Annotated in this window: 22 protein-coding genes and 1 pseudogene; 9 read left to right on the top strand and 14 right to left on the bottom strand. The window is 69.1% G+C overall.

The genetic code is table 11. The annotated features are described in order from the left end of the window. Window positions 1–431: 431 nt before the first annotated feature. Both IE277_RS42030 and IE277_RS42035 read left to right on the top strand, forming a co-directional pair. Window positions 432–892, top strand: a pseudogene (locus IE277_RS42030) (helix-turn-helix domain-containing protein); the annotation flags it as partial. Between the two features lie 285 nt (window positions 893–1177). Further along, a complete protein-coding gene (locus tag IE277_RS42035; protein ID WP_229882433.1) occupies window positions 1178–2053 on the top strand; it encodes a phosphotransferase family protein in 876 nt (291 codons plus the stop codon). 77 nt (window positions 2054–2130) lie between these two features. On the opposite strand, the gene IE277_RS48320 is transcribed toward IE277_RS42035, so the two are convergent. From IE277_RS48320 to IE277_RS42050, 4 genes are read right to left on the bottom strand one after another with little or no spacing between them, the layout of a single operon-like run. Next, a complete protein-coding gene (locus IE277_RS48320; protein ID WP_229882417.1) occupies window positions 2131–2700 on the bottom strand; it encodes a site-specific integrase in 570 nt (189 codons plus the stop codon). 18 nt (window positions 2701–2718) lie between these two features. Continuing rightward, a complete protein-coding gene (locus IE277_RS48325) occupies window positions 2719–3594 on the bottom strand; it encodes a hypothetical protein (protein WP_229882418.1) in 876 nt (291 codons plus the stop codon). Next, entirely contained in the window at window positions 3591–3917 is a 327-nt protein-coding gene (locus IE277_RS42045) for a helix-turn-helix domain-containing protein (RefSeq protein ID WP_189958985.1), read from the bottom strand. The genes IE277_RS48325 and IE277_RS42045 overlap by 4 nt, the downstream gene beginning before the upstream one ends. After that, window positions 3917–4057 carry a hypothetical protein gene (locus IE277_RS42050; protein ID WP_229882419.1) on the bottom strand — a complete coding sequence of 47 codons (141 nt, stop codon included), beginning with the start codon at window positions 4055–4057 and terminating at the stop codon, window positions 3917–3919. Before IE277_RS42050 ends, IE277_RS42045 begins: the two co-directional genes overlap by 1 nt. A gap of 410 nt (window positions 4058–4467) precedes the next feature. Between IE277_RS42050 and IE277_RS50285 the strand changes: the two genes are divergently transcribed. The 4 genes from IE277_RS50285 (at window position 4468) to IE277_RS42060 (ending at window position 6188) form a co-directional block, all read left to right on the top strand. Continuing rightward, window positions 4468–4554: a hyalucidin A family RiPP precursor gene (locus IE277_RS50285; RefSeq protein ID WP_506005353.1), complete on the top strand. Its 87-nt coding sequence runs from the start codon at window positions 4468–4470 to the stop codon at window positions 4552–4554. A 64-nt stretch (window positions 4555–4618) separates the two neighbouring features. Beyond that, on the top strand, window positions 4619–5545 hold the full coding sequence (locus tag IE277_RS42055) for a cytochrome P450 family protein (protein ID WP_229882420.1): 927 nt from the start codon (window positions 4619–4621) through the stop codon (window positions 5543–5545). An 8-nt stretch (window positions 5546–5553) separates the two neighbouring features. After that, window positions 5554–5841: a cytochrome P450 gene (locus IE277_RS48330; RefSeq protein ID WP_229882421.1), complete on the top strand. Its 288-nt coding sequence runs from the start codon at window positions 5554–5556 to the stop codon at window positions 5839–5841. A 44-nt stretch (window positions 5842–5885) separates the two neighbouring features. Further along, window positions 5886–6188, top strand: coding sequence for an RICIN domain-containing protein (locus tag IE277_RS42060; RefSeq protein WP_229882422.1), 303 nt, complete (start codon window positions 5886–5888; stop codon window positions 6186–6188). Window positions 6189–6215: 27 nt separating this feature from the next. Here IE277_RS42060 and IE277_RS42065 read toward each other — a convergent pair whose 3' ends face one another. From IE277_RS42065 to IE277_RS42075, 3 genes are all read right to left on the bottom strand, one after another. Then, on the bottom strand, window positions 6216–7514 hold the full coding sequence (locus IE277_RS42065; RefSeq protein WP_189958986.1) for an erythromycin esterase family protein: 1299 nt from the start codon (window positions 7512–7514) through the stop codon (window positions 6216–6218). Window positions 7515–7749: 235 nt separating this feature from the next. Further along, on the bottom strand, window positions 7750–8358 hold the full coding sequence (locus tag IE277_RS42070; protein ID WP_189959014.1) for a CatB-related O-acetyltransferase: 609 nt from the start codon (window positions 8356–8358) through the stop codon (window positions 7750–7752). Between the two features lie 178 nt (window positions 8359–8536). Continuing rightward, entirely contained in the window at window positions 8537–10066 is a 1530-nt protein-coding gene (locus IE277_RS42075; RefSeq protein WP_229882423.1) for an FAD-dependent monooxygenase, read from the bottom strand. A 150-nt stretch (window positions 10067–10216) separates the two neighbouring features. Here IE277_RS42075 and IE277_RS49920 point away from each other — a divergent pair, with 150 nt between their 5' ends. Both IE277_RS49920 and IE277_RS42085 read left to right on the top strand, forming a co-directional pair. Next, window positions 10217–10438 carry a helix-turn-helix domain-containing protein gene (locus IE277_RS49920; protein WP_189958988.1) on the top strand — a complete coding sequence of 74 codons (222 nt, stop codon included), beginning with the start codon at window positions 10217–10219 and terminating at the stop codon, window positions 10436–10438. Continuing rightward, the gene (locus tag IE277_RS42085) at window positions 10404–12152 is read left to right on the top strand and encodes an RHS repeat-associated core domain-containing protein (protein WP_189958989.1); all 1749 of its coding nucleotides are present in this window, start codon (window positions 10404–10406) and stop codon (window positions 12150–12152) included. The genes IE277_RS49920 and IE277_RS42085 overlap by 35 nt, the downstream gene beginning before the upstream one ends. A gap of 519 nt (window positions 12153–12671) precedes the next feature. Here the strand turns inward: IE277_RS42085 and IE277_RS42090 are convergent. The 3 genes from IE277_RS42090 to IE277_RS42100 form a co-directional block, all read right to left on the bottom strand. After that, on the bottom strand, window positions 12672–13211 hold the full coding sequence (locus tag IE277_RS42090; RefSeq protein WP_189958990.1) for a DUF4158 domain-containing protein: 540 nt from the start codon (window positions 13209–13211) through the stop codon (window positions 12672–12674). A gap of 122 nt (window positions 13212–13333) precedes the next feature. After that, window positions 13334–14113, bottom strand: a complete 780-nt coding sequence (locus tag IE277_RS42095) for a pentapeptide repeat-containing protein (RefSeq protein WP_229882424.1) — start codon at window positions 14111–14113, stop codon at window positions 13334–13336. Between the two features lie 40 nt (window positions 14114–14153). Next, window positions 14154–15233, bottom strand: coding sequence for a YhgE/Pip domain-containing protein (locus IE277_RS42100; protein WP_189958991.1), 1080 nt, complete (start codon window positions 15231–15233; stop codon window positions 14154–14156). A gap of 128 nt (window positions 15234–15361) precedes the next feature. Between IE277_RS42100 and IE277_RS42105 the strand changes: the two genes are divergently transcribed. Beyond that, on the top strand, window positions 15362–15826 hold the full coding sequence (locus tag IE277_RS42105; protein ID WP_229882425.1) for a MarR family winged helix-turn-helix transcriptional regulator: 465 nt from the start codon (window positions 15362–15364) through the stop codon (window positions 15824–15826). A gap of 566 nt (window positions 15827–16392) precedes the next feature. On the opposite strand, the gene IE277_RS42110 is transcribed toward IE277_RS42105, so the two are convergent. The 4 genes from IE277_RS42110 to IE277_RS42125 form a co-directional block, all read right to left on the bottom strand. After that, the gene (locus IE277_RS42110; RefSeq protein ID WP_189958992.1) at window positions 16393–17364 is read right to left on the bottom strand and encodes a spirocyclase AveC family protein; all 972 of its coding nucleotides are present in this window, start codon (window positions 17362–17364) and stop codon (window positions 16393–16395) included. Continuing rightward, window positions 17361–18779, bottom strand: coding sequence for an NAD(P)/FAD-dependent oxidoreductase (locus tag IE277_RS42115; protein WP_189958993.1), 1419 nt, complete (start codon window positions 18777–18779; stop codon window positions 17361–17363). Before IE277_RS42115 ends, IE277_RS42110 begins: the two co-directional genes overlap by 4 nt. Further along, window positions 18776–19573 (bottom strand): hypothetical protein, encoded by a 798-nt coding sequence (locus tag IE277_RS42120; protein WP_189958994.1) that lies wholly within the window; start codon window positions 19571–19573, stop codon window positions 18776–18778. The genes IE277_RS42115 and IE277_RS42120 overlap by 4 nt, the downstream gene beginning before the upstream one ends. 149 nt (window positions 19574–19722) lie before the next feature. Next, a complete protein-coding gene (locus tag IE277_RS42125; protein ID WP_268252728.1) occupies window positions 19723–25098 on the bottom strand; it encodes a type I polyketide synthase in 5376 nt (1791 codons plus the stop codon). Window positions 25099–25101 lie beyond the last annotated feature (3 nt).

Genomic DNA, 25101 nt, shown 5'->3' on the forward strand with positions numbered 1-25101 from the left:
ACGTGAAGAAACTCGTCAACAACAATGCGAACTGACACGAACCGGATCACGGGACACTAGACCCCGATGAGGTAGCCAAAGTGGTCAGCCACGTGGCCGAGCAGATCACCGCGCAGATGGATCGCCGCGCCAAAGAAGTAGAGCGCTTCGTCTCAGAAACAACCCTCCCCTGACATCTGCCGGGAGAACCCGATCGAATCACGTTCAACTGGTAGAGGGACAGTATTTGGCGAGTGTGGAATTCTGCGGGTGATCAACCGCTGGGGGCAATAGATGTCTCGCTCTGACGGGGGCTGCGGCGGGGTGGCGGATCGGCCGGAACGCGCGTAGCGCAATGGCCGCCACGGACCTCTGTGAAGCCGACCCTTCTCGCCGAGCGAGAACCTGAGGGCATTATTGCGAAGTTTTCGCTTCACATCTGCGGTGGCGGCATGCGACCGAAGCACGAGCCTGAGCAGATCACCGAGCTGTCACGGTTGAGGGCGTTCATGAACCCGCTACGGATGCAGCTCTACCGGCTGCTCTACGCCGCGGGCACTGCGACGGCCTCTCAGCTCGCCGAGCATGTCGACGGGACGCCGTCGCTGGTCAGTTACCACCTGCGCAAGCTGGCCGAGCACGGCTTCGTGACCAGGCGAGCGGGCAGGGGGTTGACGGCCGCGAGCGGTGGTGGAAGGTGGCGTCTGAGGAGGGCTGGGGCTTCCGTGACTCGGACTTTGCGGACACGCCCGAGGGGGCCGCTGCAGTCGGCGCGGTGACCCGCGGCATCTTCGACACCCGCGTCGCCCAGTACCGCGCGTATCTCGACCAGAAGGCCGCCTGGGGCAAGGCGTGGAGTGACGCGTCTTTCAGCTCCGAGTGGCTGCTCGACCTCACCTCGGCCGAACTCGCACTGGCGACCTCGCGTATTCCACTGTCGCCAGTTTCCTACGGAGCCGTGCGAGGCGGTCACTGTCAGTGATCTCGGGCCGGCGAGTGCTCAGATCCAGAGAAAACCAATCGTCCCCACGTCGATGCTCCCGTAGGGTTCGCGGGTTGTCATGGCGGAGAGGCGGTTCGGAACTTGACACCCAGGTCGGCGACACGGGAGCAGTTGGCGGGTGCGGCGCAGGCCGCGCTGGGCGGTCGGCGGCGGCTGGAGGCAGTCGAGCGGGTCGCGGGCGGCAGTAAGAAGGGCGTGTACCGCCTGGTGATGGACGACGCGACGACGGCGATCGCCTACCTATGGGACGACGCCGAGAACTACTGGCCGACGGCCGAGGGAGACGACGACCTCACTGACCCGTTCTCGCCCGGCCTCGGGCTCGATCTGTTCCAGGCCGCACACGCGAGGCTGGACGCGCTCGGCGTCCGCGTTCCGGCGATCCGTCTCGTCGACCGTGACGGCGCTCACTGCCCGGCCGACCTTGCGATCGTCGAGGACCTTCAGGGGGAGAACCTGGAGGAGTTGCTCGCGCGCTCGCCGGGCGCGGCTGCTCCGGTCATGGACCGACTCGCGGAGTCACTGGGGGCGATGCGGGGGCACCGGGCACCGGCGTACGGCAAGGTGGCCGTGGTCGACGGAGGAGGAACATCGCGCGGTACGTCGTGCGAGGGGGTGGTTCTCGACCGTGCGCTGCGGGACCTTGCCGAGGCAGCTTCGCGCGATCCGCGGATCGCGGCCGCCCGGGACCGGCTGGAGGAGCGGCTGCTGGGCTTGGCGGCGGCGGTGCGACCACGCGCGGAGTACGCAGTCGTGCACGGCGAACTGGGACCCGACCATGTTCTGGTGGGCGCGGACGGGAACCCCGTGGCGATCGACATCGAGGGATCGATGTACTTCGACGTCGAGTGGGAGCACGTGTTTCTACAAATCCGACTGCACGACGCCTACCAGCCGTTGAGGGTGGGCGGCTTGGACGAGGGTCGGCTCGCTCTCTACATGCTCGCACAGCGGCTCTCGCTGACGGCGGGTCCACTGCGGCTGCTCGATGGGGAATTCCACGACCGAGCGTTCATGGCAGGCATCGCCGAGCACAACCTGAAGCAGGCACTGGAACTGGTCCACGCCTGAACCCCAGGTTTCTGGGGTTCACTGGCGACCTCGCGTAATCGGGAGCCGCGTATTCCTCAGCTTCTGACGGTTCGTGGTCAACATGAGTGGTCGCCGGGGGCATAGTGACGCCAGGTTCCTCCGGCCGCTTCGGCGATCCGGGTGGTGTGGTCGTCGTTGTAGCCGAGCATCCGGGCGATCACTGGGGCCGGGGCCTGGAGGACGAGTTGGCGGATTGCCGCTGTGCGTCCTGGCCGGGTCGGGAAACCTAGGTGGCGGAGCCGGGGTGCCAGAGCTTCCGGGGTCATGGGTTGTCCGGCCCGGCGGCCGGGGAAGAGCCATCGGGCATCGGGGTTGGTCGCGGTCTTGGTGTTCGGCCGCTGCCCCAGGTAGTCCAGCAGCATTCCGTCCGACGGGGCCGGGACGGGCGACGGCGGGTCGCCGAGCCGGACGAGGACTTTGCCGTCCTCGTGCTGGATGTCGTCGGTGATGAGCCTGGTGATCCGCGTCAGCGGCTGTGCGTAGAGAAGAACAAGGACGGCTGCCACGCGGTCCTGGAGCGGGACGTCGTCGCGGTTGACGAGCTGTCGCAGTAGCGCGAGCCGCTGGTGCTGGGTGATCGGCGCGGGATTGTCTGTCGAGCGGTGCGGGATGGTGACGGCGGGCATGTGATTGGACCGCATGGCTCAGCGGAGGAAGGCGTGGGTGAGGCGTCGGGCGGTGTAGCCGCCTGCGTACCAGGTATCGGCATCGGCCTGGGTGCAGTCGGCGAGGGCCCGTCCACGCTGAGCGAGGTGGTCGAGGAAGGCGATTGCAAGGTGGATCTCGTTGCGGGCCTGCTGGGTCTGGCTGCCGGTGAGCGGGCCACGGCCGGCCAGGGCGCGGAGACGTCGTTCGATGTGCCAGGCGGCGAAGAGCTCCAACAGCTTGCGGTGCTCGGGATCGCTGACGGTCGATAGTTTCTCGGCGCGACACCGTTGGAACAGCAGCAAGTGCCGGTCGGCCGGCGGCAAGACGCCGCTCTGCATGAGGAGATCGCGCAAGTAGGCGACTGATCGCCAGGGCATGAGTTGGCTCAGCCCCTCATGGGTGAGCGGAACGTGGCCGCGGGCCAGGGCCAGCAGATTTCGCTGAACATGAGGCAGTTTGGCCCAGGTGATCCCGCCCCAAGGGCGACTCACCTGCCGGAGCATGTCGAACAACGGAAGAAGCTCGGGCCGGATGCTGCCGGAACCGTCGTCGAGTAGTTCGTGGAGGCGCTCGGCCAGGACGCATCGGCCGCAGACTCCGCGGCGGTAGCGCCGCGCTTCCTGGCCGCACCGTTCGCAGGTGAAGTCACCGAGGCCACCGGCGCAGTCGGTGCAGAGCTTGCCGCCGTCGGCAGCAATCCCCGGGGTCAGCCGATCGACGCCGCAGCCAGCGCAAGTCCCGTAGGTCTCCAGGGCCTGGCCGAAGCAACGTCCGCAGAGGTAGCCCTCCGGCCAGTGGTTTGCCTTCAGTTGCACCGCCCGTCGGCATCGTGCGCAGAACAGGTCCTCGGTGCGGACGCGGGTGCGGCTCATCCTTCAGGCCGGATGCGGGCGCGCTTGGGCCGGACAGCCGAGAGATCGACGACCGCGTCGCCGGTGGCGACCTTGCGGATGGCGGTGTTCTCCGCCCTGGTGGCGATCAGATCGGCCGGGGTGCAGTCGAAGATGTCGCAGAGGGCGGCCAGCACCGGCAGGGACAGCCGCTCGGGAGTGCCGGTGACCAGGCGGTGGACCTGGGAGAGCGAGAGGTTGATGCCCCGCTCGGCGAGCGGCGGGGCGAGCTCGCTGGTTGTGAACACCCCGGCGGCGGCCATCCGCTCGCGCAGCCGCCACTGGTAGCTGACCTGGCGTTTCATCAGGCCCTCCTCGCGGGCTTGAGCGCGGCCTCGACCGTGGCGTCCAGGGCCCGCCGCAGGGTGCGGGTGCGGAAGTCGGAAGACACGCAGGTGTAGATGGAGGTGGTGGACGCATGATCGTGGCCAGCCTGCTCCTGCACTATCTTGAGTTCGCTGGCTCGGCAGGCTGTTGACCTGTGTGTTTGCTTCGCGGTGGTTGTCCGTGACGTCGCGGATGAGGACACGGCTGGTCCTTTCAGCACGGGTCGATCGTTACCGACCTGGGATTGCTCGCGCCCGCTGGGGCGAGCCTGTGCGAGTCGTGGCGGCGCCATGTTCGCCGAGCACCTGGGCATGTTGTTCGCAAGGTTGCTGTCTTCTCGGTGAGACGCCGAATGCGGGCGTTTGCGGCCTCTAATTAGAAGACCTCGTCCACGTCATCACCCGCGACTGGCACCTCTCGGTCGCCCCTGTCGGCGACGGTCCCCACGTGGGCCCCTCGCTCGCTCCGCCGCGTTTCACCGCGGTGCTGAGCGCCCGCGCCGATCGCCCCTGAAGGAGGTGAACCTCCATGCGCGCGCTGTATCGCCAGACCATGTCGGCCCTCAACATCCGACGCCTGTACGAGTACTTCTGGTACCTGTACCACCACATCTGACCGGCCCGGCGCGGGGAGCCGACGCCCGGTCGGCCCCCCGCGCCCCACGAGGGGAACGCTCACGATGACCACCCCGCAGCACCCCGACGACTTCCTCCGCCTCATGCGGATGCGCAGTGCCGAGGAGGACGGCGTCTTCTGGATCGACGACGAACGCCTCGCCGTCTTCGAGCCGGAGGCGGCCCGCCGGGTCAGCGCCACGAACTGGCACCGGTTCGTCATGCACGACCGTCTCCTCGACGTCGTACGCAAGCGCACCAGCACCCCGGTCCGCTGGAGCCGGATCCGATCCGTCTGGCTCACCCAACTCCATGCGCTCGCCACCGAGGAGCACCACGGCCGCCTGATCGAGCGCATGCAACGGATCATCGACGCACGACTCGACGAGGACACGGACCTGGTGATGCATACCCAGGACATGGCCGTACGGTCCCTGCTGCCCCTCGCGCTCGCGGGCCTCACCGCCCGCGAGGCGGACCTCGTGGTCCTGGACCTGCACATGAAACTGCTGCGCCTGGTCTCGCCCGAGCCGGGCGGGACAGGGCATCTCCTTCGCTTCAACGCCGTTCAAGTGCGCTCAGGTCTGGTCGTGCGCCGGGTCCTGCGTGAGCGCGCCCGAGGCAAGCGGACTCGCGAGCCGGACCTGGCCGACCCGTTCGTCGACCTGCTGCCCGACCTCGGCATGGACCGTGCGCTCGACGTGGTGACCGCCGTCCTCACCGCCATCGCCGGTCCGCCGGGGACGGCCGCGGTGAGCCTGTTGTACGAGTTCGTCCGCAACCCCGAGTGGCAGCAGCGGCTGACCGCCGAACTGGCGGGCGTGGAACCGGCCGCCTTCCGCACGGCGCCGACGCGGGCAGCGCCGGTGACGCACCGGTTCGTCAAGGAGGTGCTGCGCATGTGGAGCCCGCCGCTGCTCCTTGTACGGCGGTCCAAGTACGCCTTCGACCTCGGCAGGACCGCCTGGAGGCGGGCCAGTGGTACCTGCTGAGCCCGCACATGATCCACCGCGACGAGCGGGTCTGGAAGCAGCCCGACGTCTTCGACCCCGATCGCTTCCTGCCCGGCGCGCCGCACGGCCCGGCGGACCGCACCTGCTACGTGCCGTTCGGCTGGGCGCCCAAGAAGTGCATCGGCGCCGACATCGCGACCGTTCAACTCATGGCGCTGTGCCACCTGTTGTGCACGCGTTACCGCCTGACGGTCTCCGACCCGGAAGCCGTCACGATGGCCCTCCGCTTCGCCCCGGTCCCGGAGAACTTCCAGGGCCGCCTCACGCTGCGGTAGCCGAGGCAGGCCAGGCTTCCGCCCACCTGAGAACCACACCCGGAGTGTCGTCGGAACCCCTGTCGCACGGCCCCTTCACCAACCAGCGCACGGGATGGTGCATCACCGCGCCGGCCTCGGGTTCGATCACGGCCAGGGTGGCGTTCTGCGACGCGGCCGACCCCGCCCAGCAGTGGCGCGTCTACTTCGCGGACAACCCCAACGGGCCGCCGTCAGGCTGGTACGACGTGTGGCAGAGCGTGTCGAACGGGTTGTGCCTGTCGACACCCAGCGTGCGCAACGGCACCGTCGTACAGACAACGCCCTGCGATCCCTCCGACCAGTACGACAGGTGGCACCAACAGTAGGAACCTGTGAGGCAGGCAGGGCCTGCCTCACAGGCCCTTGAGGTTGTCGGCCACGGTGGAGGTCGGGGTGTGGAGGATGGCGTCGAACGCTTCTAGGATCGGGGTGTGCAGGTAGGCGCTCTGTATGCGGATGCGGTCGGGGCCCGGGGCGTGGCCGGCGTTGTCATGGGCGTCCGAGTGTGCCTGGCGGAGGTCGGCGATGCTGAGGCCGAGTTCGGCGTCGGCGAAGGCGGCCTCGATGCTTCCCGGCTCGGGCGGTTCCAGTGCGGTGGCGTCGACGGTGAAGCCGAAGGGTGTGTTCTCGTCGCGGGGCATCTCCGCGGTGTGTCCGGTGGTGCTCGTCAGGCCGAGGGCGAAGTAGTCGTCGCCGAGCGCGCGGTGCAGGTGTTGTCCCATGGGGAGCCCGGTGAGGTGGCCGCTGAAGGAGATGGGCGTTTTCTGGATGTGGGCGTTGTGGGCGGCCAGCACGATGCGGGTTCCCGGTTCGAAGTGCTCCAGGTGCCACAGGACCGACCCGGCCATGTAGACGTCCCGGGACGAGGTGTCGGCGGCCAGCCCCTTTCCGGCGAAGAGGTCGGCCATGGCGCGGAAGGTGTAGTCGGCGTGGCAGGCGCCTTCGAGGCAGCGCAGGGCGACGTCGTAGCTCCGCTGGTCGCCGCGGGAGACGTACAGCGGCTCGACGGAGCGGAACCGGATGACCAGGCGCGCCAGGACCGCGCTGAGCGTGTCCTGTTCGGCGGTGGCCAGGCGTGCCCACGCGGGCGCGGCGACGGCTCCGGAGCCACCGGCGAACGTTTCGGCGATCCGCATCGCCGTCTGGACCATCGGCAGGGTTTCGGAGTCGATCTGGCGCAGGTAGTCGGCGACCGGGGCCAGGGCGGGAAGCAAGGAGCCGCCGGCCGCCGGGATGTCGATGCCGGCGAAGCGCACCGGGGATGAGGCTGTGCCGTTGTGCCGGCGCATCCAGCGCAGCGGCGCGTCGACTCCCACGGGGATCGCTGCGGCGAGGTGGGCCGACAAGTCGTCGTCCGTGCCCTCTCCTTGGGCCCAGCCGTCGAGGGGAATGCCTTCGCTGAAGCCGTACTCGAAGGCCAGGACGTTGAAGCCGCAGCGTTCGGCCAGGAAGCGGAGGATGCGCTCGCGCATGAGGGCGAACTCGTCGATGAAGTGGGAGTTTTCGCCGATCGCGACGACACGGGCGTCGCCGATGACGGCGCGGAGCGGCTCAAGGTCATCGAGCGGCGCCTCAGGGTCGAGGTGGGTGAGGGGGACGGCGTGGGCGCGCAGCCAGTCGGCGAACGGGTTGTGGTGGGGCGAAGCAGGCATGCTGACGACTCGATTCCGAAGTCTGTACATCTGAGTCTGAAAGGGGAGCGGGACGTAGGCCGGTTGGAACGGGAGCCGGATGGCGGTCGGTGCTCCCGGGATCCGTGCGGTTACCGCGTTGCGGTGAGGGGCTGGGGAGCCACTCGTGCTGCTCAGGTCATCACCCATGCCTGAAAGCCACCGCGCATCGGCAGCAGTCGCGGGCCTGGGTCCGGCTCTCTCGAACGTGGGTGGTTCACCGAAGCGGGGGCGTCGCGTTCTCCAGGTCGTCGATGCTGCCGGACATGATCGTGCGGAGGTGTTCGGTGATGTGCTGGAGCGGCCAGTTCCACCAGGCCAGCGCGAGCAGGCGGTCGATGTCGGTGTCGCTGTAGCGGCGGCGGATGAGGCGGGCCGGGTTGCCGCCGACGATGCCGTAGTCGGGGACGTCGTCGACGACGACGGATCCGGAGGCGATGATCGCTCCGTGGCCGACGCGGACGCCGGGCATCACCGTGGACCGGTAGCCGAACCAGACGTCGTGGCCCACTACGGTGTCGCCGCGTCCGGCCAGGCCGGTGATGAGGTCGAAGTGCTCGGACCAGGAACCGCCCATGATGGGGAAGGGGAATGTCGAGGGGCCGTCCATGCGGTGGTTGGCGCCGTTCATGATGAACCGCACGCCCTCGCCCAGCGCGCAGAACTTGCCGATGACCAGCTTTTCCGGCCCGGAGTGGTACAGCACGTTGCGGGTTTCGAACGCGGTCGGGTCATCGGGATCGTCGTAGTAGGAGAACTCTCCGACCTCGATCAGCGGCGAGGTGATCAGCGGCTTGAGCAGCACGACCCGCGGCTGCTCGGGCATCGGGTGCACCACGGTCGGGTCGGCAGGAACAGGCGATGTCACGGATTGCTTCCTTCCTGAAGGGATGTCTGCGGGCCTGGAGGGCCTCAGTACCTGGCGGCGGATGTCGCAGTCATCCGCATGATCGGGTGGACGCCCCGTCCGCGCCGTCGGGCATCGGTGATCGGCGTTGTTGTTGTCAGGGAGCGCCGAACCAGTCGGAGAGCGCTTCGCGCAGCGCGGGTGCGGCGCCGGCGGCCGGTTCGTCGATGGCCGCGGCCCAGGCGATGTGGCCGTCCGGACGGATCAGGAGGGCGTCGGCCGGTCGGTCGTCGGTCTTGGCGGTGTGGACCTCGACGCGTTGCCGCCAGTCCTGGGCGGCCTGGCGGAGGTCCGGGCGGTCGGCGAGGTCGAGGAGTACGGGCCGGGCTGTGCGCAGGAGTCCGGCGACGCTGGTTGTGCCCTGGTCGGTGTGCAGGGTGAGGTCGGGTGCGAAGGTGCCGGCCAATGCGTGGTGGTCGGGGCCGGGCATCGGGTAGCGGATGTCGGCGCCGGAGAGGGCCGCTCCCATGCGGCGCAACGGCTGCTCGTCGACGAGCAGTTCCTGGAAGAGTGCGCGGAGCGCCTCGGCGGCCGGGTCGTGCGCGCGCCGCAGTGCCACCTGGGCTTGGGTGTGCAGCATGGTGCGGGCAGCCGCGAGGTGGCGTTCGTCGTGGTACGTGTCGAGCAGGCCGGCCGGTGCCCAGCCGTGGACGTCGGCGGCCAGCTTCCAGGCCAGGTTGACCGCGTCCAGCATGTCGGCATTGAGCGCCACACCGGTGGCGGGGAACAGATGCGCCGCGTCACCGGCCAGCAGGATCCGCCCGTCGCGATAGCGCTCGGCCTGCCGGGCCTTGAACGTGAACCGCGACAGCCGAAGAGGTTCTCCCACGGGCAGGTCCGCGCCGAGCACCCGGCGCACGCTGTCCTGGAGTTCGGGCACGGTCATCGGTGCGTCGTCGTCGTACTCGGTGGTCTCGTCTTCGATGGTGTAGAGGGAGACGACCTTGGAGGCGGGCGACGCGCCGACCGCGAACAGACCTCGGTCGGTCCGGGTGAAACCCGCGCGGATCGTGCCGAAGCCGGGGACGGTGAGACCGCCGTCGGCGAGCACGGTCACCGGATCGGGCAAGGTGACCTGGGCCAGTCGATTGACCTCCGGGTAGGCGGTGCCGGGGAACGGAATACCGGCCCAGTCACGCACCCGGCTGCGTGCTCCGTCGCACCCCACCAGGTAGCGGGCGGTCAGCCGGTGCGGCCCGTCCGGGCCGCGCACGTCCACGATCACCGCGGCGTCGTCCTGGCTGACCCCGGTCGCCTCGTGTCCGCGGCGGATGTCGACACCGAGTTCGCAGGCCCGGTCGTCGAGCAGGCGCTCAAGCTGCGGTTGCGGGAGCGGCAGGGCGTGCATCGGGGAGTCTGTCAGCTGGGTGAAGTCCAGATGCACACCGCCGAAGGGGAACCGGGGAGCCGGGACGGGGTCGGCGCAGGCTGCCTCGAAGCGTTCCAACAAGCCTCGGTAGCCCAGTAGTTGAAGGATCTGCCCGCCCAGGCCACCGGCCTTGGGTGTGTCCCGGCGCCGCGGCTGCCGCTCCAGGACCAGCGGGCGCACACCGGCCAGGCGCAGTTCACCGGCCAGCATCAGGCCGGTCGGGCCGGCTCCCACCACGATCACATCGGCGTCCGTCACTGGCCGCTTCCCCCACAGTCTTTCGATGGCTGTCTTTCGATGGCTGAACCAAGTCCGGCACGGCACGGCACGGTCCGTGCCGGTAATGAGTTTGATCATCAGAGCCACGCGCTGTCAATACGGCACGTGTCGTGCCGTTAGAGTGGTGGCATGACCGATCGCCGTGCCAGCCGTGCCGACAACCGAGCTGAAGCGATCATGAGGGCCACGCTCGACGTGGCCCTGGAGGTCGGCTACGCGAACCTCAGCATCGAGGCGGTCGCGGCCAGAGCCGGCGTCGGCAAGCACACCGTCTACCGCCGCTGGTCCTCGCGGGGCGCTGCTCACCCAGCTTGCCGTGAACGATGCCGCCTACGGTACCCAGGACTTTGACGGGCTGGGCCGGATGACGGCCACCGCCTCAGGCGGACGCAGCTGGTCCTACACCTACGCCAGCGACACAGATCCCCGTCCCGCATCGGTCACCGGATCCGACAACAAGATCTACACCTACACATACATTCCGCAACTCGACAACGCCGTCTCCTCGGTACAGGCCGGCACGCTCAGCCAAACGTTCACCCGTGACAAAACCACCGGTGCCCTCACCGCAGCGACCGAAGGCGCCACCACGCTCGGCTACACCTACTACCCCTCGGGCCTGCCCGAAACCGAAACCACCACGATCACCGGACAGCCCCAGACCACCACGACCTCGTCCTACACCGTCAACGGTCTCGCCCACACCTATACCGGGGCCGACGGTGCCCTCGAGACGATCACCCGCGACAGCTGGGGCCGGATCTCGGCGGTGGCCGACCCAGACATGCAGGTCACCGTGAACTACGACGACGCCTCTCGCCTGAGCGGGTGGCAGGCCCAAGACCTGGCGTCGCAATACACCCTGACCACGACGCTGACCCGGGACGACGTCGGCCGTGAGATCACGCGCACCATCGTCGACAGCCAAGGCGACTCCTGGACGCTCACCCAGACCTGGCAGGCCAACGATCTGCTCAGCGCACGGACGTTGAGCATCGGTAGCACGATGCTGCGTGAGGAGTCGTTCACCTACAACAGTCGAAACCAGCTGACAGGGTATGCCTGCACGGGAGAATCGCTCCCGCGCGATGAGTACAACAACGTGATCGCAAGCCAGACCTTCGCCTACGACGACTACGGCAACGTCACCAGCTGCCAGACCGACTTCTCCGACCAGACGTCCGACACAGCGACCTACCACTTCGCCAACGGCTCCGACCCCTGCCAGCTGACCGGCATCACACACACCCACCCCGGCTACCCGTCCTCGACCGACCTGCGCCACGACGCGGCCGGACGGTTGAGCACCGACGAAGCCGGGAACACCCTCGCCTACGACGACCTGGGCCGGCTGCAGTCGGTCGGCTCGGTCACCAGTTACGGATACGACCCGCTGAACCGGCTGCTGAGCCAGGTCGCCACCGATGGCACTACCCACGTGCTGTCCTACCGGGCCGACACGCTCGCATCGGTGGCCATCGGCGACCAGCACACCCGCCTGCTGCGGTTCGGCCAGACATGCGTGGCCCAGCACAGCGATGGCCAGCAGAGCGAAACCCGGCTGCTGGGGATCGACGGCCAGCAGACCGTGCTGATGGCCGGCACGCCCACGAGGCACGAGGACTACGCCTACACCGCCTACGGCTACCGCCCGGGCGCCACGGCTGACAGCGTCCTGGGCTTCACCGGTCAACACACCAACCTGGCAACCGGCTGCTATCACCTGGGGAATGGCTACCGCCTCTATCACCCGGGCCTGATGCGGTTCACTGCCCCCGACAGCCTGAGCCCCTTCGGCACGGGCGGCATCAACCCCTACGCCTACTGCCACGGCGACCCCATCAACCGCACCGATCCCACCGGACGCCTCGGCCTCAAAGACAAGTCGGCGTCGGCCGCCTGGAACTCCCACCACTGGGCGGCGTCGATCGACTCAAGCAACAGCTCGTACCAGACAGCATCACTCGCCAGCCGCGACTCGGTCCTGGACACGCCCATCCGGCAACCGGACGGGTCGAACGGATTGAAGTCCGCCCTGGACGACATCGAAGAGACGAGCCTCTAGCCCCATCTCCAGACCGACACCGATCACAGCTTCGCCCCGGGCCAGCGCCAAGGTGAAACGGCGCTCGGCCTGCCGCTTGCACGAGCGCATACGGCAGGCCGATCGCGGCAGGATACGGAACCAACGGAGCCCCCGGGCTGACGAGCCGAGACTTCAACCACCTCGCTCAACAGCCCAGGGGCTCCGACCGTTCTCCACCGTTGCGGCCGTGCCCGAAGGGCCAAGATCGTGAGACACGATGCTGTGTCCCATGAATGAGACAAGCCGAAGACACGCAGGTCGCCGCAACGGAACGGGACATTCCAATTGAGGGCCTACACCCGGTGTAGGTTCGCATTTCTGGTGTCCCTTTCTCGTTGACCGTGGCCTTTGTCCGGCCCAAGGGACAGCGTCATGAGACGCCCCCCTGTCCTGTCGCATTGAAGCTGTCGGATTCTCACTCGTTCTCGTCCGTGGTGGCAGATTCTCGTGGCGGTGTGCTCTGAGTGGCGGCGTTTGCTTCGTTCGTGGGGTTTGATCTCACTTCGCTGGTCTCGTTCTCAGTGCACCTGTCAGGGGCGCTGTCGGCATGTACGTGAGTGCTGGTGGTGGCGATGGACCTGGATCTGGTCGAGGTCGAGTGGGCTGACGGGGATGGTGGAGGGTGTCCAGCCGCCACGTACACCTCTGCGCCCGCGCCAGCCAGTCGGCGACTTCGCCGATGGCGTGGTCCTCGGCTTGGTGCAGCGCGGGGCGGACCACCGTGCTGATCTGGTCGGCTGTGGTTGGTTCGATCCGCTTCTCGCGCAGGTGCCTGAGCGGTTCGGCGCGGACGGCTTCCGCGCGCCGCTCGTTGTGCCAGATCTCGTCGGCCAGCCACGACGTCAGCTTCACCAGGTCGGTGCCGGTGCACTCGTGCCAGCCGGTCAGATCCCGGATCTCGGTGCGGTGTCGCTTGGTCGTACGGGAGGTGAAGGCGTACTGCGCGAGCTCACGGGCAGCCACCTGAACCTGGCGGGCGACGTGCTCGACCGCGTCTCGCGGCAGCTCCAGCCACGGCTTGGGGAACCGGCCCGCCACAACAGGAATTTCAGGACCGCCGTTTGACCCGGCGTACGTGCAGGGCATTCAGCGGCCCACTACAGGAGATCGAAGGGGGCGGGGCGCGGCCCCTCCCGGACCGGCTGTGTCGTTCCTGGGTATCAGTTGAGGACGGTCAGGCCGAGAGCGGCGCTGATCTGGGCGGCTTGGTCGGGGGAGATGACCGCGCCGCGGAGTTGGGTGGCCAGGTCGAGGGTTAGTTCGCCGAGGTCGGCGCCGCATAGGTCGGCGCCGGTGAAGTCGGCGGCTCGTAGGTTGGCGTCGGCGAGTCGGCAGTCTTCGAGGGTGGTGTCGCGGAAGTCGACGCCGCCGAGGTCGGCTTCGGTGAAACGGATGCCGGTCAGGTGGTTGCCGCGCAGGCTGAGGCCGTTGAGGTTGGCCACGGCCAGGTTGCAGCGGGTGAAGGTGATGCCCAGTCCGCGATGCCTGGTGAGGCGGGCTCCGATCATGCGGCAGCCGGTGAAGGTGGCGCCGCCGAGCATGGCACCGCTCCATTTGGTGTTGGCGAGGTCGGCGCCGTCGCAGAGCAGGTCGCCGCAGTCGGCGTCGGTGAAGTTCGCGCCCGCCGCGCTGCCGCGGTCGATGCGAGCCTGGTCGAGCAGCGCGCCGGTGAAGTCGGCTGTGTGGGCGGTGCAGTCGGTGAAGACGGCCTCGGCGAGGTGGGCGCCGCGCAGCGTGGCCTGGGTGAAGGTGCAGCGGGTGAATGTCCGGGGCGCGGCGGCGGGATTCTTGAGGGCTGCGCGCAGGTCCAGGCCGGTGAAGTCGACGTCTTCGAGGTCAGTGCTGGTGGCGAGTAGCGTCAAGGGATCCGCGGCGGGGGCGGCGCCGCTGGGCGTGTGGGTGGCGTTGTGGCCGTTGGACGGCGGTGGTGTGTCGGTCACGGTTTCCCTCTCGTGTGCGGCAGGGCGCGGTGGGTTGTTGTTAGCGGCTGGTAGATGGCACGGCCTGGAGAGGCAGAGGGGCCCTGTCGTCGGAGGTTTCCTTGCGGCCGGTGGAGCGGCGGGCCTTGAGGGTGTCGTAAGCGGCGGTCAGCGCGAGGCCGGCGATGGCCCATAGGGCCAAGGTGAGCCAGTAGTCGGCGATGCCGTTGCCGTCGAAGTACATGATCTGGCGCAGGCTGCCGGAGGTTGAGGTCAGCGGCAGGACGTCGTGGAAGGCGCGGACGAGCGCGGGCATGGTGTCGATGGGCAGGGCCGCGCCGGAGGCGGGCATGCCGAGGAACATGAAAATCGCGGCGGCGGGCAGGGCGGTCAGCCGTCCGCAGAAGCGGGAGAGCAGCAAGGTACCCATGCCGACGGCCATGACGGTGAGCCAGCCGGTGACCCAGATGGCGGGGGCGGATCCGTGCAGGGCACCCAGGACCGGTCCGGCGACGGCCCAGATGGTGATGGTGGTGACGGCGCCGAAGGCGGCGAGTGCGGCTACGGCGCGGCGTCGTTTGAGGGCCGGTCCGAAGGCGGTCGTGAGGACGACGACGGGGAGGTAGCCCGCGAGGGTCAGGCCGATGGAGGCGTACATGGTGGTGGTGTCGCTGGTGTCGTGGGGGCTGAGCGGGACCAGGTCGCGGACCTGGAGGAACTGGCGCTGCTGGACGGCGGCGTTCTCGAAGGGCGCGGCGGCCATGGTCACGCCGGCGGCTCCGGCGGCGGAGGCGACGTAGAGGACGGGCCCGTTGGGCTGCGCTGGTTGGGCGAAGGAGGTGCTGGCCGTGCCGGCGGTGCGGTCGCCCGGGGACGGCGCGGGGACGTACGCGGCTGCCACGGTCCGGTGTTCGACCAGCTGGCGAGCTCGTTCACTCGTGGTGACAGTGGTGATGTCGTAGGCGTGGCCCACCGCCTTCTGCAGCGAGGCGGCGAGCGGGGCGGTCTGGGCCGGTGGTCCGGCGACCGCGACTTTCATCTCGTGCGGGGCCGGTGCGTGCATGGCGGCGGTGTAGACGCCGACCAGCAGCACGGACAGGGCGAACGGGAACAGCAGGGCCTGCATGATCTTTCGGGCCACGGATCCTCCTAGGGCTGGGCTGGCGAGGCTGCGGCCAGTACGCCGCAATACGCATCTCTGAAGATACATCTATCATGATGCATCTTGAGAGATGTACTATCGGGGTGTTCCCAGAGGAGGGCTCGCACGTGGTACCGACCAGTTCCCTGAACCTTGCCGACCTGCACCAGCTCGGCAGGCGGCTCACCGCCGCCGCGACCGCAGCCATGAAGGACTCCTCCGACCTGGGGCCCACCGAGCTCCTGGTGCTGGAATGCCTGTACACCGCCGGCCCGCAACCGGTCGGCGCGATCGCCCACCGCACCGGCTTCGCCCAAAGCCGCGTCTCCACGGTGATCGCGGCACTACGCGAGAGGGGACTCGTCGAACTGAGCACCGACGCAGCCGACCGGCGCCGAACCATCGCCAAGATCGCCGAACACGCCCGCACCCAGGCACACCACGCCAGAAGCCGGGACGCCGAACCGACCCTCCGCCAGCTGCTCCTGGAGGCGTCGGACGCGGAGATCTCGCAGACACTCGCCGCCCTTGGCAACCTCCATGCCGCCCTGGGCAAGGCGGTGCCAGAACCATCCGAGGCCACCAACGGCTGACAGGCAAGGGGGCCGCGACCGTGTGCCGAGTGGCGACGCCCTCGGCAGACCTTGCGATAGGAAGACAGCCCACCGAGGCCGCCTCCGGCGGCCGGACCCGGCGAGACTGGGTCGGCGTCGAGGCGCTTCCGTCTCTATCGTCAACGGGGCTTCCGCAAAAGCCAGGTCGTTTGAGAACTACGAGCCCCGGCGTTCTCAAATCACCTGGCAGCCCAGCAGGTCAGTAGCCCCCCATTCGCCAGATGCACTGCGACAGGACACCCCCTGTGATCGTTGACTCATTGCAGCTGTTGGCGACCGGGGGCTCTACTTACCGCCTCGCCGAAAATCCAACGGCACAGGCCCTGATCTGGCCCGCAGCCGTAGAAGTAGTCGGCCCGTTGGGCTGAATGTTTGATGTGGTGATGGGAGGGGCCGATCGCGGTGTCCCGGCACAGCTGGAGCGTGTACCGCGGTACGGACAGCTCGATCCCGCACCGGACCGGCGCCAGCGCCGGTCAGTAGAACTCCCGGCCGCCTTCAGCCAGCCCCCGTGTACGGGATGACAGGCGTGAATGGCTCGGCAGCTACATGCGTAGGAAGGGGGGTGTGTCCTGGGGGATGGTGGGGTGCTGGAGGAAGAAGCTGATCGCGACCAGCCAGAGGAGGAGGGTCATGTGGGTGAATCCGATGCCGCTCAGCAGGCGCATCCAGACTCGCCGGGTTCCTGCCATGTGCTGGGTGCCGGAGAACAACGGGACTTCGCGGCCCTGGGTTTGTGCGGTCACGATGAGCAGGGCGGTGGGCAGGACGAAGAGTACGGAGCAGAGGAGGGGTTCGGCCAGCGGCAGTTGGTACCAGTGCCCGCCGAACAATGAGTAGCGCGGTGAGGCTCCGACATAGGCAAAGGCTCCGACATGGATCAGCAGGGATTCCGCGATGGCGTCGAGGGCCATAACGGGAGGCAGCAGCGCCGCCGCGAGCCGGAGCCGGCCCCAGTGCGGGCGGAGAGCGGCCAGTTTGTGGGCGAGGCCAAGGGCGAGCCAAATCCACAGGATCAGCAGAGGAAAGAACAGCCCAGTCGCGAAGATCAGGGGCTGGGGCAGCCGTTCCGGGCCGCTCCAACCGGGCAGGTAGGGAGCCCAGCTGGTGACGTGCAGGGTGGCGTTGGTGTTGGCGAATCCCCAATGCCTGTAGTTCATCACGGGGTCCATCCAGTGGGCCGAGCCGTATCCGATGAACAAGGCGGCGTGGATGGTGACCTGGCCCTTTCTGCGCAGGTCGCGGATGATCCACCAGGCGCACACGATCACGGCCAGTACCACCGCTACTTCGCCGGTGGTGAAAACGGCCTGCCGCGCCGGGGAGAGCCCGTACTCCGGTGGACGGGTGGGGGAGACATCACCGTCGGCGAGCCATCGGACGATCACCCATGTCTGGACGGCCAGGAATGCCGTGCCCGTGGTCGCCCAGGCCGCGGCGGGTGAGAGGCGGGTGCCCCGACGTGGGCGTGTGCGGGAGGCCGGGGCGTCGATCTGGTCCGTGCGGTGCGGATTCATCGCGTTGCCTCCACGCTGGGCGTGGTCGGTGCCGGATGGGGAATGGTCCGGTCGCCCCGCAGCAGGGTGCGCGCGATGCGGACCGTCGCCCGGGGTGCAAGCAGCGGGCTGACCGGAGCCAGCATGTGGGTGACCTTGATGAAGCGGTGGAACATGTCGCTGTCGCCGGGGATGGACTGCTGCCAGGCGTCCATCAGGCGGTTAGCGACCCTGGTGAAGAGCGTGGCTGGCCCCTCCTGCCATCCTCGGTCCACGGCCGTGGACAGCAGCCAGGGCCAGCGCAGGAGGCGCGCCTGACGTGTGCGGTGATCACGTAAAGCCGCGGTGATATCGCGGTGGCCACGCTGGGCGAGCATGTCGCGCAGCAGCAAGGCTTCCTGGCCGGCGACGGTGATGCCCTGCCCGTAGATGGGGTTGAAGACGCAGTTGGCGTCGCCGACGACGATCAGGCCGTGGGGCCATCGCCGTATCCGGTGATACGCGTACCACCGGTTGGTGGTGGCGCGGTAGCAGTGGATCGGTGAGAGGGGTGGGAGCGTCCTGAGCACCTCGGCGAATCCGATGCGCAGCGAGTCCGCGAACGCCAGGAACTCCTTCTCGTTTCCGGGCGGATAGTCGCCGCCGACCCCTTGCAGGGTGAACAGGAGCTGCCGACCCTCGATCTGCAGGCCGACGCAGCCGCGTGTCACGGCGGGAAATCGGGTGAATTCAACCAGGATGTTCCAGTCGAACGAGACGCCTTTGGGGATGGCATAGAGACGGGTGGCGTACCCGAGGCGGGGATCCACCGTGGAGACGGGCGGCCGCGGTATGCCGTGCAACGCGAGCCAGTCCGCCAGATGCGAGGTGCGGCCACTGGCGTCCACGACCAGATCGGCGTGCAGGGTTTCGGGGGCTGAGGCGTCCTTGGGGCGCTCGCGCGGCACGACCGAAACCCCGGTCACCGTGTATGTGGCACGATCGAACTCCAGTCCAGTGACTCGGCATCCCGCCCGGTAATGGACGGCGGGCAGGCGTCGCACTCGGTCACGCAGGGCGGCTTCGAGACGGGGCCGACTGATCGAGCGGCAGATGACCCCTGTTCTGACCGGCGGTGAGAACCCGGAGGCGAAGAGCATCCTGGAGCGCAGACCGAAGTCGAAGACGGGTACGTCGAGTCCGTCGAAGTCCGACTCGATTCCAGGGAACAGCTCGCTGACGATCCGCTGGCTGCGGGCCAGCAGCACATGGGGATGACGTGCCTGCGGCACCCCACTGCGATACGTCCGGGAGCCGGCCTCCGGGTCGCGTTCGACGATGGTGACCCGGGTGAAGAAGTCCGTCAGGACCCGCGCCGTCAGCAGTCCAGAGATTCCGCCGCCGATGACAACCGCATGCCCGGATGGAGCGGGGGCTGTGCTCCTCCTCGCCTTCATCGCCGGGCACCATGGGACACGGCGGCCTGCTCCGGCGCGGGCGCGCCCGACGGGCTCGCGGAGAACCGGCCGACCGCGTGCAGGGTGAGGACGATGGCGACGACGTTGGCCACGGCGATCGCCGACACACCCGCCGACCCCAGGGGAGAGTGCACAGCCTGGACGGTAGGCCAGGCCAGTACGACCGCGAAACCCATGTTGCCGCTCGCGATGATCGGAAGAAGCAGGAGCCTGTGCACGCTCTTCAGATGCTCGCCCAAGACGCACAAGAGCATGCCCGCCAGGACGGGGCACGCGATCCAGACGACCGGCCAGAACAGAGGCAGTCGGAACATGCGCAGCGGCTGGTTCTCCCCCACGTACGAGCAAAGCTCCATCGCATGGATCAGGACGTACTCGAAGGCGATCTCGAAGGTCAAAAGGAATGCCATGACCAGCCAGAACTTCTTCCTGGGCCACCGCTCGGATATCGATTGGTGGCCCAGGTAGGCGAGGTAGGCGAAGTACGAGGTGTAGAGCGCCAGCGTCCAGGCCGGCGTGGGATACCCGAACGCTTGGTACAGCACCGGATGTTCCTCGGCGGGCACCATCCGCAGGCCGGTGAGGAAACGGGCGCCGGAGTCCGCGAAGACGGACATCAGGGCGATGGGAATGAGCAGTGCGAGCGCGGGCTTTTCCCGCCGGTACTCCCGGATCGCGAGGAGCACCAGCGGCGTCGTCAAGGCGATGCCCGCCGGAAGGAACACGTCATTTCCGTACTGCAGCGCGAGGTGGCTGCTCACTGTGTTGCTCATCGTGCCCGCCTATTGTCGACTTCGGTGACTGCTCTGGCAGTTCGGGGCTGAGGGGTGGGGCGGGGTGGCCGGTGGAGGGTTCGGCACGCGTCGGCGGTGTCGGTCCCCGGAGCAGCATCGACGGTGCCGGCTGGGCTCCGTGCCCGTGGTTATGGCGTGGGGAGGGCTGCGTCGGGTTCACCGTCGGGTGCGGCCCCGGACCGGTACCCCATACGGTGCATGATCCATTCGGCGAGGCCGGCGGCGGTGGGCTTGAGCCAGAGGATGCCGCCGTCGATGCCGATCCGGAGTGTGTTCTGGAGCTGCTGCTTGAGCCGTACCGCACTCAGGGAATCCACGCCGAGTGCCACCAGGGAGGTGCGAGCGGTGATGCGTGTGCTGGTGCCGCCGAGGATCTCCCGTACGTGGCCGATGATGTGGTCCTCCAGGATCAGCTGCCGCTGTGCGTCGTGCTCGGCCTCCCGAAGTTCCCTCAGTACGGCTGACTCGTCCGGCCCAGGGGTGCGGTCGCCGAGCTGTTCGGCGAAGAGCGCGGAGGCGGCTGCGCCGGGGTAGGAGGCCAGCCACTGGGGCAGGTCGATCGGAGAGTAGGCGATGACGCCGTGCCCGGCGGTCAGGATGCGTTCCAGGGCGTCGATGCCCTCCTGAGGAGAGATCATCATGACGCCGCGGTCCGCCATGTGCTGCCCGCTGCCCACCTCGCTCCAGGCGCCCCACTGGATGGATGTGGCGGGCAGTCCGCGCGCGAGGCGCCAGGCAGCGAGGCCGTCCAGCCAGGCGTTGGCTGCGGCGTGGGCGCACTGGCCAGGGGAGCCGAGCAGCGAGGCGACCGAGGAGTACATGACCCAGTGGTCCAGCTCGTGCCCCAGCGTCGCCGCGTGCAGGGCCCGGGCCCCGTCGACTTTGCCGCGCCAGGTACGCCGGAGCCTGGCCCGGTCGACGGTGACGAGGGTGGCGTCGGAGAGGACCCCGGCGCAGTGGAACACCCCGCGCAGCGCCGCGCCGGTGCCAGTGGCCTGGGCCACGGCGCGGTCGGCGATGCCGAGGGCCGCGATGTCCCCCTGGACCACGGCGACGGACGTTCCCCCCGCGCGCAGGCGGGACAGGACCGCCCGGGCCTGCGGGGAAGGAGCCGAGCGTGTGACGAGGACCAGGTGGCCCGCGCCGCGGGCGGCGAGCCATTCGGCGGTGAGCAGACCGAGGCCGCCCAGGCCACCGCTGATGAGGTATGCGCCGCCGGACCGGACCGGGGTCAGGGTGGTCCGCTGCTCCCCGGGCTCCTGCGGGGCGCCGGTGCGCAGGCGGAGGGTGAACAGGTCCTTTCCGCGGCAGGCGTACTCGCCGGGCGGGCCGCCGGCCAGGAGTGTCACCGCCAGTGCGGCGGGATCGGCGTCCTCGTCGAACTCGGTGAGGCTGACCGCTAGTTCGGGGACTTCGTACGCGGCGGTTCGCACGACTCCGCGGACCGCCGCTACGGAGAGTTCCGCATCCCCACCAGCAGCGGCTATCCGGAGTTTGGGAGGCCGAGGCAGTCCGGCCAGGGTTTGGATGGCAGCGATCGTTCGTGCCACCCGTTCCTCCTCCGTACCGGCAGCTGCCGTGTCCGGTTCGGGTCCCCCCTGCTCCCTGTCGGCGCCGACGGGATCTGCAACGGAGCCCGCATGCTGCCCGCCGGAGAGCGCCGGGGAGGACGCGTCGGCGCCGACGACCAGGACCACGCCGTCCCAGGCGGCCGTGGCGAGCTCAGCCAGCACCGGGGCGAGGTCCTCGCCAAGCGGGACGGTCAGGTTCCGGCACTCAGCCGTGGCGTCCGCCAGTGCAGCGCGGACCTTTCGGGCGGCCGGTCCGTCGTCCTCGGTGACGGCAAGCCAGCGGCCGGCCGGCGCGGTGGGGCACAGCGGCGCGGAGGGAGTCCAGGCGAGATGGGACAGGCGTGAGGTGTACCGCTGCTCGGGGGGCGTGATGTTGACCAGGCGCAGGTCCTCCATCTCGGCCACCACCTCACCGTCCGCCAGCATGAGCACCGCGCTGGCCCGTGCGCTCCACGCGTCGGCCTCCAGGAGCCGGACGGCCGCGCGGCGCGCATGGCCGGTCGGCCCGTACACGCGTACCGCGTCGAACCCGGCGACCACGACGGGCCCGGGCGCGGTGGGATACCGGTTGACCCAGATGGCGACGGCGCTCTGCACGACCTCGTCGAGGAGGGCAGGGTGCAGCCGCATCATCCACGAGGAGACCCGGCCCTCGTTGGGGATGCGCAGCCTCACCAGTGCCTCATCCCTCTTGGGCGGCAGCTGGATGCGCTCCAGTCCGGCGAAGGCGGGGCCGTGAGTGACGTCATGGCGCTCCCGGAACCGGGCGTACAGGTCGGCGGGGGCGACATCGGTCCACTCGCTGCCTGCCTCGCAGACGGTTTCCGGGCGCCGGGCAGGGGCGGCGGTCAACGGCAGGACGGTGGCCCGGGCATGGACGACCAAGGCTTCCGGCGGGTCGTCCGGGGTGCGCGAGAGAACCACCACCCGGCCCCCGTCGCCATCGCGCTCTAGCCGCACGCTGACCATCGGCTCGGGCTCCAGCACCAATGGCGCCTCCAGCACGAGGTCCTCGACCGCCACGGTGTCCGTGCCGAAGGCGGCGGCCGCTGCGGCGAGGGCCATCTCGCACACGCCGGCACCTGCCATCACCGGGACTCCCGCCACGCGGTGGTCTGCGAGCCAGGGCACACGGCCGGTGCCGATCGGCGTCTGCCACAGATGGCGGCCGGGCTGATCCGGGTCGTGGACATGGGCGCCGAGCAGACTGTGCTGATCAGCCCCTACCAGACCGGGAGCGACCAGCCGGTACGGCGGGTCCTTGCGGTAGTGGGCCCGATGCCAGGACGCGGTCGGCGCGTCGACGAGTTCACCCGCGCCGTACCGGCTTGCCCAGTCCACCGGCCATCCGGCGCAGTGAACTGATGCGAGGTGGGTGAGGAAGGACTCCTGGCCCGGGGCATCGCGGCGCAGGCTGCCGACTGCGCAGACGTCGCGTATCGAGGCGCTTGCGGCGACGGCGCCGATCGCCCGTACCGCGACCGGGTGGGGGGAGCACTCGACGAACAGGCGGTGCCCGTCGGCAAGCGCGGCGGAACAGGCGGCGGAGAAGCGGACGGTCCCGCGCTGGTTGTCCACCCAGTAGCGGGCGTCCAGCGGCCCCTGGTCGCGTGGGTCATCGGTGACCGTGGAGTAGTAGCGGATCCGGGGGGTGCTCGGGGAGATGCCGTCGAGCGCGGCGTGCAGCCGATCCAGGATGGGATCCATCTGGGCCGAGTGCGAGGCCACGTCGACGTCGACCATGCGGGCCACCGCGCCCCGTTCCTGCCAGTCGGCGACGAGAGCTGCGACCTGGGCGGCGTCGCCGGAGACCACGGTTGCTTCCGGAGAGGTGAGCACGGCGATCGACACTTCGGTGGCCGAGGCGGCCGCCAGGTCGCGGGCCACCTCGTCCGCCCCCAGAAGCACGGAGGCCATCGCACCGCCCGCCGTCTCGGCAAGCAGCCCCGCCCGGCGGGTGATCACCGCTACGCCGTCCTGAAGGGTCAGCGCCCCGGCGACCACGGCGGCGGCCACTTCGCCCAGGGACTGACCGATCACCGCGGCGGGCTCGATGCCCCAGGACCTCCACAGCTGTGCCAGCGCCACCTGGAGCGCGAACAGGGCGGGCTGGATGCGGTCGACGCCGGTCAGCGGCACGGTCCCCCGCAACAACTCGGTGACGCTGAACCCGCCCTCGCGCAACATGAGCGGCTCGATCCGCGCGACGCACTGGGCGAACACCGGCTCCGTCTCCAGCAGACTGCGCCCCATGCCCTCCCACTGCGAGCCCTGACCGGTGAAGACCAGCACCGGACCGGGGCTCTGCGCCAGCACCACGTGCCCGGAAGCAACCGCCTCGGTCTCCTCCTCCGCTGCGAGCAGCCGCAGCCGCTCAAGGAGCGCGGGCCGCGAGCTCGCCACGACACCGACGCGTTCGCCCGCCGGAGTCCGCCGCAGGGCGAGGGTGTGCGCCAGATCGGGCAGTGTGGCTGCGGCGCCGTCACCAGTCAGCCAGTCGGCGAGCCGTCCTGCTGCAACAGGCAGAGCCTGCGCCGAGTTCGTGGACAACAAGAACACCCGCGCCGTGCCGTCATGGTCCACCGCCGCCTCGGCCGGCGTCCGTGCATGCGCCGTGCGCCGTGCGGGCCGCGTGGGCGGCGCCTGCTCCAGGACCATGTGCGCGTTGGTCCCGGAGATCCCGTACGAGCAGACCGCCGCGGTGCGCCGCTCTCCTGGTACGGGCCACTCCTGGACTGCATTGACCGGCACGAACAGCCGGGATCCGTTATCGAGCGGGATGGAGGGATGCCACGTTCGGAAGTTGCGGTTGGGCGGGATCAGGCCGTGCTGCAGGCACTCCACCGCCTTGATCAGTCCGGCCAGCCCCGAGGCGGGCTCGCAGTGCCCGATGTGTGTCTTGACCGACCCCAGAGCACACCGGCCCCTGCCGTTGCCGTAGACCGCGTTGATCGAGGTGTACTCGATGGGATCGCCGACGTACGTGCCCGGGCCGTGCGCTTCCACCAGGCCCACCCCGGCCGGATCGACACCTGAGCGGGCCACTGCTGCCCGGAAGACGTCCTGCTGCACCAGGGTGGACGGAGCCGTCATCCGTTCCGACTGCCCGTCCGCGTTGACCGCAGAGCCGCGGATCACCGCCAGCACCCGGTCCCCGTCGCGCACCGCGTCCTCCAGGCGCTTGAGCAGCACCACCCCCGCGCCCTCGCCGCGTACATAGCCATCGGCCCGCCCGTCGAAGGCGAAGCACTGCCCCTTGCGGGACAGCAGCCACTCGGCCTCATAGTGCAGCCATTCCGGCGACGGCATCAGCAGCGCGGCGCCGGCCAGCGCCGCGTCGCAGTCCCCAGCGGCCAGCGCGGTGCAGGCCACATGCACCGAGACCAGACCGGAGGAGCACATCGTCTCCACCACCATGACCGGGCCGCGCAGGTCCATCGCGAACGCCACTCGCCCGGCAGCGTTGGCCGGGAAATTCCCGAACGCATAGACCACATCGGGGTAGTCCTCCACCGGCCGGGCGTCGCGCAGCAGATTGTCCGCCGCGTACATGCCCAGGTACACGCCGGTGCGGCTGCCACGCAGCCGGTCGACGGGCACCCCAGCGTGCTCCACCGCCTCCCAGGCCACTTCGAGCAACAACCGGTGCTGCGGATCGACCGTCGCAGCCTCCAGCATCGCCACCGACAGTGCCTCGGGCTCCCAGGCCCAGATGTCCCCGTCGATGAAGCAGCCCCGGTCGTAACGCTCTGCGTCATCCGGGTGCTGAAAAGCCTTCAGCCGCCGCGCGTTCCATCGGTCGGCGGGCACCGGGCCCACCGTATCCCGCACATCCACCAGCAGATTCCACAGCCCTGCCGGGGAACTGACCCCGCCGGGGAACCGACACCCCATACCGATGACCGCCACCGAACCACTCGCGCAACCCGGCATCAC

This window comes from Streptomyces alanosinicus (assembly GCF_014650595.1).
Classification (GTDB): Bacteria; Actinomycetota; Actinomycetes; order Streptomycetales; family Streptomycetaceae; genus Streptomyces; species Streptomyces alanosinicus.